The following is a 15,686-nucleotide window of genomic DNA, read 5'->3' on the forward strand; positions in this document are numbered from 1 at the left end:
ACGCGGGCCACGTCACACGTCGGTGGCTCACACCGCCGGTGCCCCCGTCTCCTTCAGTACTCCGTCGGCCAGGCGCAGCCAGCGGCTGATCCCGATCCGGGCGAGGAACCGTTCGTCGTGGCTGACCACCATGAAGGCTCCCTGGTAGGAGTTGAGCGCACTCTCCAGCTGGCCCGCGCTGACCAGGTCGAGGTTGTTGGTGGGCTCGTCGAGCAGCAGCAGATGCGGGGCCGGCTCCGCGCACAGCACACAGGCCAGGGTGGCACGCAGCCGCTCGCCGCCGGAGAGCACACCCACCGGCAGATGGGCCCGCGTGCCCCGGAAGAGGAATCGGGCGAGCAGGTTCATCCGCTCCGCCTCGGGCCGCCGGGGCGCGAACGCGGCGAAGTTCTCCGCCACGGTGCGGTCCAGGTCCAGCAGGTCCAGGCGCTGCGACAGGTAGGCGATCCTCCCGTCGTTGCGCTTGATCTCCCCGCTCTCCGGGGCGAGAGCTCCGGTGACCAGCCGCATCAGGGTCGTCTTGCCGGCGCCGTTGGGCCCGGTCAGCGCGATGCGCTCGGGGCCCCGGACGCTCAGGTCGACGCCGCCCGTGGCGAACACGTCCTTGTCGCCGAGGCGGACCTGCATGCCCTCGCCGAGGAACAGGTTGCGGCCGGCGGGCACCTGGGTGTCGGGCAGCTCCAGCGTGAGCCGCTGCTCCTCGCGCAGGGCGCGCCCGGCCTCGTCGAGGCGGGCCTTGGCATCGCTGACCCGGGAGGCGTGCATCGTGCCGGACCTGCCCGCGGCCTCTTGCGCGCCGCGCTTCATATTGCCGGCGAAGATCTTGGGCAGCCCGGCGTTCTTCAGGTTCTTGGCGGCGTTGCTCGCCCGACGCTCGGCGCGTTCGCGGGCCTGCTGCAGTTCCCGTTTCTCCCGCTTCAGTTCCTGCTCGGCGTTGCGGACGTTCTTCTCGGCGACCTCCCGCTCGACGCGGACGGTCTCCTCATACTCGGTGAAGTTCCCGCCGTACAGGCGCAGTTCGTCGTCGCCGAGTTCGGCGATGCGGTCCATGCGGTCCAGTAGCGCGCGGTCATGGCTGACCAGGAGCAGACAGCCGTTGAAGTCCGACAGCACGTCGTAGAGCTGGTGCCGCGCCTGGAGGTCGAGGTTGTTGGTTGGCTCGTCCAGCAGGAGGATGTCGGGGCGCTTGAGCAGCTGGGCCGCGAGGCCGAGGGAGACCACCTGGCCGCCGCTGAGCGTGCCCAGACTGCGGTCCAAGCTCAGGTCGGCCAGGCCCAGACGGTCGAGCTGGGCGCGGGTGCGCTCCTCGATGTCCCAGTCGTCACCGATGGTGGCGAAGTGCTTCACGTCGACGTCCCCGGACTCCACGGCGTCCAGAGCGCGGATCACCGCGGCGACGCCGAGCACCTCGGCGACGGTGAGGTCACTGGTCAGGGGCAGGCTCTGCGGGAGGTAGCCGAGCGTACCGTTCACCGACACCGAGCCCGTGGCGGGCTTCAGCTCACCGGCGATCAGCTTCAGCAGAGTGCTCTTTCCAGAGCCGTTGGGCGCGACCAGGCCCGTACGGCCAGGGGTCACGGAGAAGGACAGGTCGTGGAAGACGGGGGTGTCGTCGGGCCAGGTGAAGAAGACGTTCGAGCAGACGACAGCGGCGTCGGACATGGATGTGACCTCGAAGGTACTGAGGGCAGAGCGTAGACCTCTGCCCTGGGCAGACGTGGAAGAAGGGGGTACGACGAAACGGACCACCTCGGCAGCGCTCCTGAGCGCCGGCCGGTGGCCGTCAGATCCGGATCTCACCCGGAGATGTCGTCGTCACCCACCACGTCTGTAACTCCTCGATGTACGACCTATGTCATCCACCAGCATAGCGACCTGTCCTCATCGCCCTTTCCCATCCCCCTGCCGGTGAACACGATCGGCGATTGCCGCTGTTGGCCCGTCTGGCCCTCATGCTGGGCGGCGGGCAAAGGCCAAGATCAGCCGGCGACCGACACAGCCGCCCGTGCCCCCCACCCTGCTCAGCACCGGCTGCGATCCGGTGACGGAGCTGACGCTGCGGCGGGACACGGCCCGGCTCGCCGCCGCCCGCCCCGGTTCCGGCCTCACCTCCGGCTCCCGCTCGCTCTACGCTCCACTCACCTCCGCCGTCGACCACACCCCCGTCGAACTTTCCCGCGCGATCAGCCTGGCGGCAGGGCGCCGTCGAAGGACTCGCCGTTCTCGTGGCGCCCTGGGACCCGCCTCCGGACGCGTCGACCGCGCCCGCCCGCTCCTCCTCGCCGCCGACCTGCCGACCTGCCGACCTCCCAGCCTTGGCGCAATCTCCTCCCCCACCCCCGCAACCACGTCCAACTTCACATGAAACAGAACGAGTTGCGATACACGTACATGTCTGAACCAGGCCACGACGATTGTGGAACCACGACACCCCCCGACCTCGATCGTCAACGCCCTGACTGGCCAAGGCACTTCGCTGGCCCCGACCTTGGCGCTTCGCCAAAGCGCTGACGGGTATGCACGTATGTGGCGCGACGGTCAAGGCGGCACGACCGGCAACGAGTGCGGCCGCTGTCACCCGATGTGCCACTACACTGCGCCGTGGCACCACGGGACGCACAGCAAATATCCGAAAGCGAACGGGGAGCGGCATGGCTACGGGGGGATGGGGGCCGGGAAACGGCCCAGGTCAGCCTGGCGGCAACGGACCGGGAGGCCAAGGCGGCTGGGGCGCTCCCTACGGACCACCGCAGGGCGGCCCGTACGGTCCGCCACCACCGAATCCGGGCCCGTACCCGAACCAGCCTCCGTACCCGAACCCGTACCCCTACGGCCCCCAGCCCACGAGGCCCGCCGTCCGGCGTTCCCGCGGCTGCCTGTCGTACGTCTCACCCTTCGGGCTCATCGGCGCGATCCTGCGCTCCGCGCACCGCGTCGCCACCAGGCTCTTCGCGCAGGGTGACGGCCGGATAGTGGACCGCACCGTGGACCGCATCCAAGTGGCCCGCACGGTGCTCGGTGCCGCCGCCACCATCGCCCTGATCCTCGCTTACAACGTTAATCCGAACCGCTGGGAGGACGCGGCGTGGAGGGGTGTCGCCAACCTCATCGTCGCTCCATTCGTGCTGATCATCGCCGCGCCCCTGGTCATCCTCGGATTCATCTACTACGCGCCCCCGCACCTGCGGCCGCATCTGCGCTCCCGGCTGCTCGCTCCGCTCAAGGCGGTCGCCTGGTACGTGCTGACGTTGGTCGTCATCGGCGGAGTCCTCACCCTTACAGCCCTGACCGTCAACGAACGTGATGGGAAGGACTGGTGGGAGTACGTACTGGCCGTCGCCTCGCTCGTCGTTTTCGCGTGGGGCTTTCCCTTCTTCTTCATGGCGTCGTTGTACTCGGCCCGCAGCGCCTTCAACAGCGCCCAGGTCCACCCGATGCTGCCGCCCGTCCTCACCCTCGCGCTGGTGTGGGTGTTCGCGATCATCAACCTGATCGGTGACGGCCTGCCAGGGGGCCCGCCCATCGTCCAGTTCTGCTCCACGCTGGGCGGGCCACTGTCGGTGACCGCCGTCTCGCTGTGGGAACTGCGGCGGATGAAGACCCGTTTCGGCGTCACCCTGCGCACCTGATCCGGCTTCGGCGGGCCGCCCCCAGGTGAAGCGCGGACCTTCGGTGAAGGGGGTGTCTGCGGGCTGTCTCCGGGCGCCTGCGCCGCTGCCCAGACTGACGCTCCGTGCGTACCGGACGCCTCACGTCGCCCAGCCCGGGAGCGCCCGCAAGTCCTGGCTGCTGCCTTCGTGTTGCGATATCCGCAGACTGAGACGAGTGAGGACACCCACACTCCTGCTCGGGTCGAGAAGGGCTCCAAGGTGGAAGTCGAGTACGTCACGTTGGTCTGTGATGACGTGCCCAACGACGTGGTACTCGTCCGCCCGGGCATCCGTGTCCTGGACGTTGCCCAGGTCGTGCGTCGATTGACTGGGCTGAGCCTCTGGCGCAGCAAGGTTCTGGTGGATCAAGCTCCCGCATTGATCCTCGCTGGCGTCCCTGAGGAGGCCGCCGAGCTCGCACTCACGGCACTTCGCCAAGTCGGAGCCCTCGCTGAGATCCAGCAACGACCGGGACCGCTCTTTCCCGGCCCTGCCGCCTGACGCCCCAAAGGCGGCGCCACCCTAGTAACAAGCCGTCTACCAGCGGGGAATTTGGCTCGATCAGGCCCTCGGCTTCCCTGTCAGGTGCTCCAGGACGCGATGTGGTCGCGTAGGTATTCGGCGAGTTCGCTGGGTTGAAGGTCCAGTGCCGCCAAGGCAGTTCCGCACAGCGTCAAGGCCTGACCAGCCGGCTTCCTGGCGAGGTCCAGCAGACTATCGTCGCGAACATGAAGATCCGAAGGAGGCGCCAGGACGCACGGTCGTGGGATGCGCCCGCACCACATCGCAGAGCGTGGTCTTACCAGTGGGTCAGGTCCACGAGGAGGTCGCAGTGCGGGTCGTCCGGGGCCGGCCGGTGATACTGCTCGTCTCTGACGAGGGTGGCCAGTGAGGCGATCAGCGCGGTTGGGGGCGTCTCGGCCAGGCGGATGTCGGCGCCGAGAATTCCGGGGTCGTCGGGACGCTGCACGTACAGGCGCAGCAGTCCCTCGCCGTGCATCAGGAAGCCGATCAGGAAAGGGTTCTCGTCATCGACTGGGTCGTACAGCGCACGCAGGACGGTGAGCGCCTGGCCGTGTTCGGGCTCCGGCGCCGGGATGATCTCGTCCGGGCGGAGGCGAACGAGCGTCATCCCCATGGCCTCGTCGATATCGCTGCTGCTGTAGATCTGAGGGCCAGTCAGAACGGTGCGCAGCAGGCCGGGGATGTAGTACGGGGCCACCGTGTCGTGGGGAATCTCGTACAGGAAGTCCATGGCGTGCTCGGCGTCCCCGGCGCGGACGGCGATCCGTACGGCGCCGGGAGCGGGCAGGACACCGCGCAGGTAGCAGTACTCGGCAACGGGTGCGTTCAGGTAGTACAGCAGCAGACGGGTGACATCCGCCTGCTGCTCGCGGTCTTCGGGATCTGTCGCGGATTGCATGAGTCGCCATGGTGGTGGTGTGGCAGATGAGTCGGTCGTCTTCACGCATATCCGAGTCGAACTCGTGATGAGCCGGAGGGACTCGGCAATCGAGCCGCTGCGGCCGCCTGATCCGACGCCTGGGTCGCCCACCTCGGGTGCGTCAGGAGCCGGATACCAACAGGCTCCGCAGTTCACGCATGTGCCGATGTCATCGCCAGAGGGGATTACGACTTGGGAGCCAGGGCCCGAACAGAGACTCGTACGCCTCACCTGTCTCAACGGTGAGTACGAAGTCGGGCTCGGTAGCAGAGACCGCAGCGTGCAGGCGAGCGAGCAGGACCGGGACAGGCGCCAGTTGCAGGTCCAGTGCCGTTGCCAGTCGTACTCGCTGAGCGCCGATCTCGGGTTCGTTCTTGAGCTCGTCGTGGCCCAGGTGCCCTGCGGTCGTCCGCATGACCTCCAGATCGCCGGATCCGGAGAAGCTCACGCAGTCCCACCAGGACGGCAGCCCAATCATGATCTCCAGTGCTTCGGCGAGGCTCTGGCCGATCAGACCGGCCTGTCCCTCGGAGCTGGCGTACAGGACGGGCCGAGCCTTGCGGTGATCACCGCAGAGGAAGAACGTCCCCCCGGTGAAGTCGCCGGCAACGCCATCCAATGCAAGCCCGGACGAGAGCCGTACCGGTTCACCGTGATCGCCACGCGAGAGATCGAACTCGCAAACGTTCCACAGCAGCTCGGCGAGAGCGGGGTCTCGCCGGATCGAGTCGAGGATGTCGTCGTCGCTTGGCACGCGGCGGACCATAGCAGTGCACACGGGCGCGCTCACTCCCACCTCGACCATCCGACGACGTCTCCTACACCCGCGAACCCGAACCCGCCGACGAAGACAACGACCTGTGGCCGTCTCTCACCCGCAGCAAGACGCACAGCCGCTGCTGAGTTCGTCGCGTGATGTCGCCCGCACCTCGCCTCCGAGCTGCGGTGATGTCCGGGCAAAGACAGCTATGAGCAAAGATGACCACTTACCGGACCTTGCACCGACGCATGCAGCTGAGACGCGGCGCGCCTGCAGACCGCCCGCGCGCCAACGTGCGCCGGAATGCGCAGAGTTGGCGCCATATACCGTTGCCTCGTCATCTGTCGTTCGTGGAGGTCCTGTGTCAGACGAGTCGGAAGAGACCATGCTCACCCACATTCCGCCGGACGGGGTCGCCCCGGGGAACGGTTACAGCCATGTGGTTGTGGGTGAAGGCCGGCTGGTCGTGATCTCCGGGCAGGTCGCCCTGGACGAGAAGGGACATGTGGTCGGGGAGGGTGACGCCGCCGCCCAGGCTCGTCAGGTCTTCGAGAACCTGCGGCGGTGCCTGGCGGCAGGCGGCGCGACGTTCGCCGACGTCGCCAAGTTGACCTTCTACGTCACTGACGTGGCCATACTCCCGGAGGTACGGGCCGCCCGCGACGCGCACATCGACACCGCTCGCCCACCTGCCAGTACCGCGGTCCAGGTGGCCGCCCTGTACCGGCCGGAGCTCATGCTCGAGGTCGAAGCCCTCGCCATCATCCCCTGGTAGGCCTGTAGTCGGGCGGCTGGACGGGCCGTACAGCTTCGGCTTCCTCACGCAGCGGGCGGTGTCGGGTCTATTGACGGTGCCCGGCGGCCAGTTCGAGAATGACACGTCATTCCGCGTTCCGCCGACGTGAGGGGAACCCCTGTGCCCGAAGGTGTGGTCGACAAGCGGGACGCGATCCTGCGCGCCGCGGGAAAGGTGTTCGCCGAACGCGGCTACCACGCGACCGGTATCTCCGACATCGCGCGGGAGCTCGGCGCCGGGCACGGCACGTTCTACCGTTACTTCAAGAACAAGGAGGACATCGCGCGGAGCGTGGTGTCGCGGGCGCTCGGCCGGATAACGGACGCTCTGTCCGACGAGGACCCCGGCTCCTCGGAGACGCTGTCGCAGTACCGGGAGCAGGTCAGGCGGATCGGCCAGAAGCTGTTCGAACTCATCGTCGCGGAACCGGAGTTGGGTCGCATTCTGTTCTACGACGCGATAGCCATCGACCGCGCCGATCCGGGCCTCGCGGGCCAGGCCATGGAGGCGGCAGCCGCGTACACGGCCGCGTTCATCCGCAACGGGCAGGACCGTGGCTTTCTGCGTCGCGATCTGGACCCCCACGTGGTCGGGCTCGCGGTGAACGGGATGATCGTGACCGGAGCCGTACGCCTGCTGCACGTGCAGGACCCGGACGGCATGCGTGAACCGTGGATCCGCACGGTGGAAACCCTCATGTTCGACGGCCTCGGCTCTTCCTGAGCCGAGGCCCGCAAGGACCGTTCATTTTTCTGCCTTCGAAGCGGAATGACGTGTCATTCCGGAATGGAGAGCACGATGGTCCAGGTCGACGTCTTCTGGGCGTACGGCATCGGCGCGAGCTTCGCGACCGCCGCCACGTACCGGCTCGCCGGCAGGCCCGGTGCGCCCCGCCGCCGCGTCCTTCGGTGGTCGGACCCGTATCTCATGGGTACCGTCCTGTACTGCTCGGTGCTGTTCGCGCCCAGCGGCGCGTGGCTGCTCTGGGGCTTCCCGGACTGGGAGACGATGCAGGTGGCGCGTGGACACGAAGCGCTGCCCGCCTGGCTGGTCGCCCTGTTCGCGGCAACCAACGTGAGCCAGGGCCTGCTCGGATACTGGGTCGCGGCGCGGCTGATCGCGGCCGGCCGCGTGTACGCCGCCTTCCTCCAGGCCGGAGTGGGCTACCTCGGCATGTTCTTCATCCTCGTCCACGGCTGGGACGGGCGCGGGTATCAGCGGTTCTTCTCGGCCGACCGGAAGACCTTCGCGGCCTGGCCTGAGCACCCGGGCTTCGGGCAGGTACTGTCGCGCGTGGGCGACTGGCTGTCGTCGCCGGTCGCGCTGACGCTGTACGCGATGGGAGCTGTCCTGGTACCCGTGATGCTGGGAGCGATCGTCTCCTGGCTGGGGTCGGGCGAGCCTGAGCCGGGCAGCGGTGCGGCACCCGGGAACGCCCGCGTCGTGCTCGCGGTACTGAGTGCCGTCTTCGGTGTGGCGCTCGGCAGCGCCGTAGCCTCAAGTGTTCTGATCCACCTGCTGGGCTGGTGGCTCGGTGTGCCCGCGGCGGCGGCTCTCATCGCCCTGGCCGTCGTCCGGCGTGGGACAGGTGCGGCCCACCGTGCCTTCGGGCTGCTGGCCCTGCCCGACGTACACGGCGGCCGTCGGCGGCAGGTGCCGTCGACCGGCTGACGGCGTCGAGCCGGAGACCACCTCGGCCGGTTCCTGGACGGCACCGAGCCCGGGGGCATCGCGGCGTCATTGCGGCGAGGCGTCCTCACGCGTGCCCGATGGCTCCAGTCGGACGACGATGCCCTTCGAGGTCGGCTGGTTGCTGGTCTCGGCCACGCTCTCCAGTGGGACCAGAACCTGGGTCTCGGGGTAGTACGCGGCGGCGCAGCCCAGCGAGGTCGGATAGGGCACCACCGCGAAGCCCTCCGCGCGGCGCTCCACGTCGTCGGACCACACGCTCACCAGGTCCACCTGCTGTCCTTCGCGAAGACCGAGTTCGGTGAGGTCCGCGGGGTTGACCAGCACGACACGACGGCTGCCGTGGATGCCGCGGTAGCGGTCGTTGTTGGTGTAAGGGATGGTGTTCCACTGGTCGTGGGAGCGCAGGGTCTGCAGCAGCAGGTGCCCGTCGGGGGCCTGCGGCATGTCCCAGGCGTTGCGGGTGAACATGGCCTTGCCGGTGGCGGTGGCGAAGACGCCCTCGTTGACCGGGTTCGGCAGTCTGATGCCGCCCGGTCGGACCACGCGCCGGTTGAAGTCGTGCAGGCCCGGCACGACGTGCGCGATCCGGTGGCGGATCGTTCCGTAGTCGGTCTCGAACTGCTTCCAGGGGATGTCGGCCTTGCCGTCGAGGGTGTGGCGTGCGAGCCGGCACAGGATGGCGATCTCGCTGAGCAGCAGTTTGGAGGCCGGCTCCAGCCGCCCTCGGGAGGTGTGCACCTCGCTCATCGAGTTCTCGACGGTGACGAACTGCTCGCCGCACGGCTGGACGTCCCGTTCGGTGCGGCCCAGGGTCGGCAGGATGAGTGCCGTTCGGCCGCAGACCGTGTGGGACCTGTTGAGCTTGGTGGAGATGTGGGCGGTCAGGCGGCATCGCCGCATGGCCTCCTCGGTGACCGTGCTGTCGGGCGCGGCCCTGACGAAGTTGCCGGCGAGGGCGAGGAAGACCTTGATGCGGCCCTCTTGCATGGCTTTGATCGCGTTCACGGAGTCCAGGCCGTGGGCGCGTGGCGGGTCGAAGCCGAACACCTGCTGCAGCGTGTCCAGGAACGAGTCCGGCATCTGCTCCCAGATGCCCATGGTGCGGTCGCCCTGCACATTGCTGTGTCCGCGCACCGGGCAGGCGCCGGCTCCGGGCCTGCCCAGGTTTCCGCGCAGCAGCAGGAAGTTGACGATCTCCCGGACGGTGGGGACACCGTGCCGATGCTGGGTCACTCCCATGGCCCAGCAGACGATGACGCGTTCGCTGTGCAGGACGTCGTCCCGTACGTCCTCGATCTCTTCACGGGTGAGTCCCGTCGCGGGGAGGATCTGGTCCCAGCCGATGCTGCGGGCGTGCTGGGAGAACTCCTCGAAGCCGCTGGTGCTGGAGCGGATGAAGTCCTGGTCGAGCACGCTGCCCGGGCGGGCGTCCTCCGCCTCCAGCAGCAGCCTGTTGAGCCCCTGGAAAAGCGCGAGATCGCCGCCGCTGCGGATGTGGAGGAACCGGTCGGCGAGCTGGGTGCCGTGCCCGACGACCCCGCGTGCTTGCTGAGGGTTCTTGAAGCGCAGCAGCCCGGCTTCCGGCAGGGTGTTCACCGCGATGATGCGGGCGCCGTTGCGCTTGGCCTCCTCCAGGGCGGAGAGCTGGCGCGGATGATTGGTGCCCGGGTTCTGCCCCACCAGGAAGATCAGGTCGGCGTGGTGCAGATCGTCCAGGCTCACCGTTCCCTTGCCCGTGCCCAGGGTCTCGTGCAGCGCGGTGCCGCTGGACTCGTGGCACATGTTGCTGCAGTCGGGCAGGTTGTTCGTGCCGAAGGCCCTGGCGAAGAGCTGCAGGACGAAGGCTGCTTCGTTGCTGGCCCGGCCCGAGGTGTAGAAGACCGCCTCGTCGGGCGAGTCCAGCGAATTCAGCTCAGCGGCGATCATTTCGAAGGCGTTACGCCAGCTGATCGGCTCGTAGTGGTCCGATTCCGCTCGTTTGACCATCGGTTCGGTGAGTCGGCCCTGCTGGTTGAGCCACAGATCCGATTGCCGTCCCAGCTCGGAGACCGAATGCCGCCGGAAGAAGTCGGCGGTGATGCGGCGCGTCGTCGCCTCGTCGTTGATGTGCTTGGCACCGTTCTCGCAGTACTCGTTGCGGTGCCGGTGGCCGGGAGCGGGATCCGCCCAGGCGCAGCCGGGGCAGTCGATGCCGTCCACCTGGTTCATGGTCAGCAGCGTCACTCCGGTCCGGCGGACCGACGTCTCCTCCAAGGAGTACTCCAACGCGTGCTTCACGGCGGGGACGCCCGCGGCCCACGTCTTGGGTGGCGTCACGCTGAGCGGTTCATCCGGCTCACTTCGCGGGGCCTTCTTCATGCGGTGCGTCTCTCGTTCTCTCGTACGTGAAAACTCTTACCCGACCGGCCACCGCGGGACCCGGCTGCGTGGAGGTTCCGGCTCCACCGGCTGTACGTGTCCGTTGTGAATGGACGCACGCCAAGCCCCGCTCTCCTCGCCCACGCCCTCTATGTACTCCTTGAAGTTGCGCAGCTCCGCCCGGACCACGCGGCGCGTGACCCCGAGGGCATGAGTGGCAGTGTCCGCGAGCCCGCGCCGCATGGTCTCGATCCGCACAGTCACCTCGGTACGCTCCGGTGCCACGGAGCGGAACGACACCGTGCCCCGGTGATCAGGGCTGCGTTCCAGGCTCTGCCAGACGACGTGCGAATCCGGCTGCTGCTCCACGATCTGCGCCTTGAATTCCCTGTGCACCGGGCCGAGCCCGATGACCCAATGGGTGACCACCGGATTGATCTGCTCGACCTTCTTCACCGCGGACATGAACCGCGGAAAGCTTTTGAACTGGGTCCACTGGTTGTACGCGGTACGTACCGGGACCGCGATCTCGACGACTTCTTCGACGGTTGGCATGGCCCACCTTCTCCAGGCGCTGCTTTCCCCAGTGTCACCGCGCGGCCGGAACGTCGCCATGTGGATGCGCCCGGGCCGCCCGACGCCCGCCCAGGGGCCGATCGGGGCACGCGTCGCTTCCCACGCTCGTGAGCCCTGAGGCGGCGGTTCAGGACGGCGAAGCAGCCGGGGGCCAGGTGGCCGCGGCAGGGGCCAGGTGACCTGGGCCAGAGCTCGGCGTGAAAGAGGTCCCTGCGATCGCGGCGGGCCGTCGGTTCGGCGATGCCGTCGATGACAGATCTGTCAGCGAGCGTCTCGTCTGCGCCTCACCGGCCATCGGCCGGGCACCGCGGGCGCATACCCCTCGGCCGGCGAATGCAGCCGCGAGGCTCGCCGTCAGGGCCAGGCTGCGGCTCCCCCAAAACCACCAGCCTGCTCCCCCAGGCATGCTCGGCCTGATTGCGGCGTGCTCAGCCACCATGCTGCGGGAGGGCGTCGTACCAGCGCGGGTGCCCCCGGGTCGGCCGTGGCGCCCCGGTGCGGGGCACAACAGCAGGGGCCACCCTCGCGGGCGACGTGCGAAGATCACCCGCTCGCCCAGGGCACGGGGTAGGCCGAGCACGGCAGGCTGAGAAGACCGACAAGGTTCCGGTGCCGGTGAGTTGGGATTGGTACACCCCTCTCACCGGCACCAGAGCAATGGGTCGCGGACCTTAACTCATCACGCGATCCACGCTGGAAGAGCTCATCGGCTCATCCGCCGCTCTTGCGCCGGAACGACCGCTGGCTCGCGGCCGGGCCGTGTGCCCCACGGATCTTCGACGCGTTGGGGTTGGCGGCGAGGTCAGCGGCGTCCGCCTGTGCAGCGCGTTTGCGCGCCAGGGCTTCCCGGAACTTGCGTTTCAGGTCGTACTGGCCGTCGCTGTCGGGCTCCAAAGCGGACGTCTCGGGGTCAGCCGGCTCCGAACCTTCTGGTGATGCAGACTCTGCGGTCATCGTGACCTCCTGGGTTCGGGCAATGGGAGACACAGCTTGTCATGCCGGACGACGGCAACATCACAGGCTGCCGGCGGTCGCGCCCGGCACGCAGGCGTGGCCGACGCACGGAGGGCACCAGAACCGGCCGCGAAACGTGCCCGACGACATGCCGTGCGCGAGAACCAGGCCACGATCCTGCGCTTCCTCGACGTCGCGCCGCAGTGGCACCGATCGGGCGTGCACAGCGACGGCAGTCATCCCGGGTGCGAGGGCAGCCGGAGCACAGGAAATGCAGGGGTGTCTCGTCGGCCGCCGGCGCCCCGTGAAGGCGCGCGGGCCGCTTCGGGGATACGGCCCCGCTCTAGGCGACCGTGAGCACGATCTTGCCCTGGATGTGCCCACGGGCCGCGCGCTCGTGCGCGGCTCGGGCATCCGCGAGCGCGAACGTGCTGTCGATCGCGACGCGGACCGTGCCCGCGTCGAGCAGGCGGCCCAGTTCGGCGAGCTGCGCACCGTTCGAGCGGACCTGCGTGCCCGTGACGGTGACGCCCAGCTTCGCGGTCTCTTCCTCGTCGAATGCGCCGAAGAACACCGGGAACAGGGCTCCGCCGCGCTTGAGGGTGCGCAGGAAGCGACTGCTGTGGGGGCCACCGACGGCGTCGAGGACGAGGTCGACGTCGTGTACGAGTTCCTCGGGGCGGCTCTGGGTGTAGTCGATGAACCGGTCGGCGCCGAGCTCGCGCAGGAACGCTTCGTGCGCGCCCGATGCGACGGCGATGACCTGTGCGCCCTTCCACTTGGCCAACTGGAGAGCGAAGTGGCCGACTCCGCCCGCGGCGCCGTTGACGAGCACCGTCGTGCCGGCGCCGAGTGCTGTCGGGCGGTGCTGCGCCGCCTGGAAGGGCGAGGGGTGGTCGTGGCCGAGCTCGATCAGGAACTGCCACGCGGTGAGCCCGGCCATGGGCGCCGCGGCGGCGTGCACGTGGTCGATGCCGGCCGGCTTGCGTGCGAGGTCCGATGCGGGCGCGGCCACGTACTCGGCGTAGGTGCTGCCCTCGAAGCTGGGAAAGCGCAGGAGTCCGAAGACTTCGTCTCCGACCGACAAGTCCTCCACATCGGCGGCGACGGCCTCGACGACGCCCGACAGGTCCGTGCCCGGTATCACGGGCAGGCTGAACTTCGGCCTCGTCTCCGGAGGCAGGTTGGTCAGCCCGTCGCGCAGGTACCAGTCCGGCGGATTGACACCGACCGCGTGCACACGTACGAGCACCTCGCCCGGCCCCGGCTCCGGGACCGGTACCTCGTCGTCACGCAGTACTTCAGGGCCGCCGTGCTCATGCACCCGGATCGCCCTCATGGTGTGTGTCGGCATCGTGTTCTCCTGCCCGCGCCTGCGGGGATAGGTCTGTTCGGATCAGCGACCCACATAAGTGGACCACTGATCCGAATATATGGACCACTGATCCGGATAGTCAAGGAGGACAGCTGCGTGAGTTGCGCTGGCCCGACTGGCCCGCCGACGCCAACAGGACGTCACTGATCCAGGCCCAGCACAACTTCCAGGACTACGGGGCATGCGACGAAACGGTCCCTGGAACATGTCCGTCCGCCAGAGAACGACGAACCCATGGACCCCACCTGGCGCTTGATCGATCCCGAACGGGACCACTTCGAGCCCCGAGCCGTTCAACTGGCCGCCTGGCCCGCCGATTGCATGGTCCTGTACTGGTGGCGCTACCGGGACACCGGATTCTGGCGCCCTACGAGCTGATCCCGGCCATCCGGCTTGCCCGCCGAGGGGGCCTCGACGACTGCCGCCATCAGCACGACCGCACCCCGGAACCCGGTCGTCCCACAGACGCAGTCACGTAGGCACGAATCAAGAGCACCGCCGGGCGGACCGTCCGTCACCAGGGCGCTCCGCCTTGGCAGTCAGCTCGCCGAAACTCGTATGGGGCAGGGCATCGAGCAGCGCCTCACGCGTCGACAAGTGCCGCAGCGCCGTGAGCCCGATATCGGCCCTGCGGCCGAACTACGAGAGTTGAGGGCGCCTCAACCGGCCGACCGTCGCGCTTCGTCGCTGGGGAAGCGCGGCCGATAGTTGCGGGAGACTTCGTGCACCTTGCGCAGGCCGAGGGACCCGAGGACGACCAGGGTCAGGACGGCCGCGGCGCAGGCGACCAGGGTCCGCAGGGTGTCCCCGGCGCCGGCGGCCTCGCAGACCACCGCGGCCAGCACACCGGTGACGACGGAGTTGATGACACAGACGACGACGGGTGAGCCGGACAGCCAGTGCGTCACCCCGATCCGGCGGCGGAAGCTGTAGGTCGTCCAGATCCCCGGCGGGTCGTCGTGGTGGCTCGCGATGAAGTACGGCTCGAGCTCCGGTGCGAGCTCGACGTACGCGTGCCGCAGCCGGTTCATGCCGATGATCAGCCAGGTGTCCTCGATGTCCGCCTCGATCAGCCGGAAGTACGTCCCGAACCCGACGAGCAGGACGACCGGCAGCACGAGCAACGCGAACGTCGTGAACCCGGACCCGAACCCGGTCGCGTTGGCCACCAGTGAGAGCGCCACCACCGCGGCCGACAGCACCGTCAGATACGTACCGGTCCGGCTGAAGATCTCCTGCCACGTCATGCTCCGTGTCGCCAGCAGACTCCAGTGCTCGGTCGCCAGAAACTGGGCATGCGGCGTCCCGGCATCAACACCCTTGAGCTCCCTCATCCTCCGAGTGTGACCTCAGTCGCCCACAAGTCCGGGAGGGCCCGCCGGTGTCGTGCAGGGTGAGTTCGACGAAGAAGCCCGCCACAGCGGTCCTCGGCCTGCTTCCGCCGAGCGCGTGGGCCAGTACACCGGCCCGCAGGCACGACGATGTCAGCCACGGCCGTCAGGGCGGTGCTCCCCTTCGGCAGCGCCGCTCGTCGCGCCGGTCAGGAGCGCGCCGGCGACGACCTCGAAGAGGTGACCGGCGCGGGGCGCGAGCGAGCGCTGGTCGCCGAGCCAGGCGAGCGCCTCCACCAGCGCGAACAGATCGTCTCCGTCGATGTCGGTCCGCGCCACGCCCGCGGCCTGGGCCCGGACCAGAAGCCGCGCACCGGCCGCGCGCAGTGTGACGCACGAAGCGTGGAGCGCGGAGTCGGGGTCCGTGATGGCGGCCGCCATCAGCACGACCGCACCCCGGTACTCGGTCGTCCACCCGACGCAGTCACGCAGCCATGAGACAAGAGCATCGCCGGGCGCGGTGGACGTCTCCAGGGCGTCCGCCTTGGCGGTCAGCTCGCCGAAACTCGTGTGGAGCAGTGCATCGAGCAGCGCCTCACGCGTCGAGAAGTGCCGCAGCAGCGTCGCGAGCCCGACGTCGGCCCTGCGCGCGATGTCGCGCAGCGACACGTCGACACCCTCCTCGGCGATGGCGGCGCCGGCTACGGCGAGCAGGTGGTCACGGTTCTTTCTGGCGTCGGCCCGCACATT

The 15,686-nt window shown here is 68.5% G+C and carries 15 protein-coding genes and 1 pseudogene; 7 read left to right on the top strand and 9 right to left on the bottom strand.

All coding sequences use genetic code 11. The features are described 5' to 3' along the window. Positions 1 to 27 precede the first annotated feature (27 nt). Positions 28 to 1,662 (bottom strand): ribosomal protection-like ABC-F family protein, encoded by a 1,635-nt coding sequence (gene abc-f / locus ACSYGO_RS00675; protein WP_460385408.1) that lies wholly within the window; start codon positions 1,660 to 1,662, stop codon positions 28 to 30. 989 nt (positions 1,663 to 2,651) lie between these two features. On the opposite strand from abc-f, the gene ACSYGO_RS00680 reads away from it, so the two are divergent. After that, a complete protein-coding gene (locus tag ACSYGO_RS00680) occupies positions 2,652 to 3,629 on the top strand; it encodes a hypothetical protein (RefSeq protein WP_460385409.1) in 978 nt (325 codons plus the stop codon). Positions 3,630 to 3,869: 240 nt separating this feature from the next. Beyond that, positions 3,870 to 4,151, top strand: a complete 282-nt coding sequence (locus ACSYGO_RS00685; protein WP_460385410.1) for a ribosomal protein L7/L12 — start codon at positions 3,870 to 3,872, stop codon at positions 4,149 to 4,151. A 298-nt stretch (positions 4,152 to 4,449) separates the two neighbouring features. Here ACSYGO_RS00685 and ACSYGO_RS00690 read toward each other — a convergent pair whose 3' ends face one another. After that, positions 4,450 to 5,073, bottom strand: a complete 624-nt coding sequence (locus ACSYGO_RS00690) for a hypothetical protein (RefSeq protein ID WP_426679630.1) — start codon at positions 5,071 to 5,073, stop codon at positions 4,450 to 4,452. A 190-nt stretch (positions 5,074 to 5,263) separates the two neighbouring features. Continuing rightward, the gene (locus ACSYGO_RS00695; RefSeq protein ID WP_426679629.1) at positions 5,264 to 5,848 is read right to left on the bottom strand and encodes a hypothetical protein; all 585 of its coding nucleotides are present in this window, start codon (positions 5,846 to 5,848) and stop codon (positions 5,264 to 5,266) included. Between the two features lie 391 nt (positions 5,849 to 6,239). On the opposite strand from ACSYGO_RS00695, the gene ACSYGO_RS00700 reads away from it, so the two are divergent. The 3 genes from ACSYGO_RS00700 to ACSYGO_RS00710 all read left to right on the top strand — a co-directional run bounded on the left by ACSYGO_RS00700 (position 6,240) and on the right by ACSYGO_RS00710 (position 8,321). Next, on the top strand, positions 6,240 to 6,629 hold the full coding sequence (locus ACSYGO_RS00700) for a RidA family protein (protein WP_435228560.1): 390 nt from the start codon (positions 6,240 to 6,242) through the stop codon (positions 6,627 to 6,629). Between the two features lie 141 nt (positions 6,630 to 6,770). Next, a complete protein-coding gene (locus ACSYGO_RS00705) occupies positions 6,771 to 7,373 on the top strand; it encodes a TetR/AcrR family transcriptional regulator (protein WP_460385411.1) in 603 nt (200 codons plus the stop codon). 63 nt (positions 7,374 to 7,436) lie between these two features. Further along, positions 7,437 to 8,321 (top strand): hypothetical protein, encoded by an 885-nt coding sequence (locus tag ACSYGO_RS00710; protein ID WP_460385412.1) that lies wholly within the window; start codon positions 7,437 to 7,439, stop codon positions 8,319 to 8,321. A gap of 66 nt (positions 8,322 to 8,387) precedes the next feature. On the opposite strand, the gene ACSYGO_RS00715 is transcribed toward ACSYGO_RS00710, so the two are convergent. From ACSYGO_RS00715 to ACSYGO_RS00730, 4 genes are all read right to left on the bottom strand, one after another. After that, the gene (locus ACSYGO_RS00715) at positions 8,388 to 10,700 is read right to left on the bottom strand and encodes an FdhF/YdeP family oxidoreductase (protein WP_460385413.1); all 2,313 of its coding nucleotides are present in this window, start codon (positions 10,698 to 10,700) and stop codon (positions 8,388 to 8,390) included. A 36-nt stretch (positions 10,701 to 10,736) separates the two neighbouring features. Beyond that, positions 10,737 to 11,255: an SRPBCC family protein gene (locus tag ACSYGO_RS00720; protein ID WP_460385414.1), complete on the bottom strand. Its 519-nt coding sequence runs from the start codon at positions 11,253 to 11,255 to the stop codon at positions 10,737 to 10,739. Between the two features lie 732 nt (positions 11,256 to 11,987). Then, complete coding sequence (locus tag ACSYGO_RS00725) at positions 11,988 to 12,230, bottom strand: DUF5302 domain-containing protein (protein ID WP_426679624.1); 243 nt, start codon at positions 12,228 to 12,230, stop codon at positions 11,988 to 11,990. Between the two features lie 343 nt (positions 12,231 to 12,573). Then, the gene (locus tag ACSYGO_RS00730; protein WP_426679623.1) at positions 12,574 to 13,584 is read right to left on the bottom strand and encodes an NADP-dependent oxidoreductase; all 1,011 of its coding nucleotides are present in this window, start codon (positions 13,582 to 13,584) and stop codon (positions 12,574 to 12,576) included. Between ACSYGO_RS00730 and ACSYGO_RS00735 the strand changes: the two are divergent. Further along, positions 13,575 to 13,796: pseudogene (locus tag ACSYGO_RS00735) on the top strand (CPCC family cysteine-rich protein); the annotation flags it as partial. The gene ACSYGO_RS00730 and the pseudogene ACSYGO_RS00735 overlap by 10 nt on opposite strands. A gap of 43 nt (positions 13,797 to 13,839) precedes the next feature. Further along, positions 13,840 to 13,983, top strand: coding sequence for a hypothetical protein (locus ACSYGO_RS00740; protein WP_460389824.1), 144 nt, complete (start codon positions 13,840 to 13,842; stop codon positions 13,981 to 13,983). Positions 13,984 to 14,264: 281 nt separating this feature from the next. Here ACSYGO_RS00740 and ACSYGO_RS00745 read toward each other — a convergent pair whose 3' ends face one another. Both ACSYGO_RS00745 and ACSYGO_RS00750 read right to left on the bottom strand, forming a co-directional pair. Continuing rightward, positions 14,265 to 14,939, bottom strand: coding sequence for a hypothetical protein (locus ACSYGO_RS00745; protein ID WP_426679622.1), 675 nt, complete (start codon positions 14,937 to 14,939; stop codon positions 14,265 to 14,267). Positions 14,940 to 15,089: 150 nt separating this feature from the next. Continuing rightward, a complete protein-coding gene (locus ACSYGO_RS00750; RefSeq protein WP_426679621.1) occupies positions 15,090 to 15,683 on the bottom strand; it encodes a TetR/AcrR family transcriptional regulator in 594 nt (197 codons plus the stop codon). Between the last annotated feature and the right edge of the window lie 3 nt (positions 15,684 to 15,686).

This window comes from Streptomyces krungchingensis (assembly GCF_054729265.1).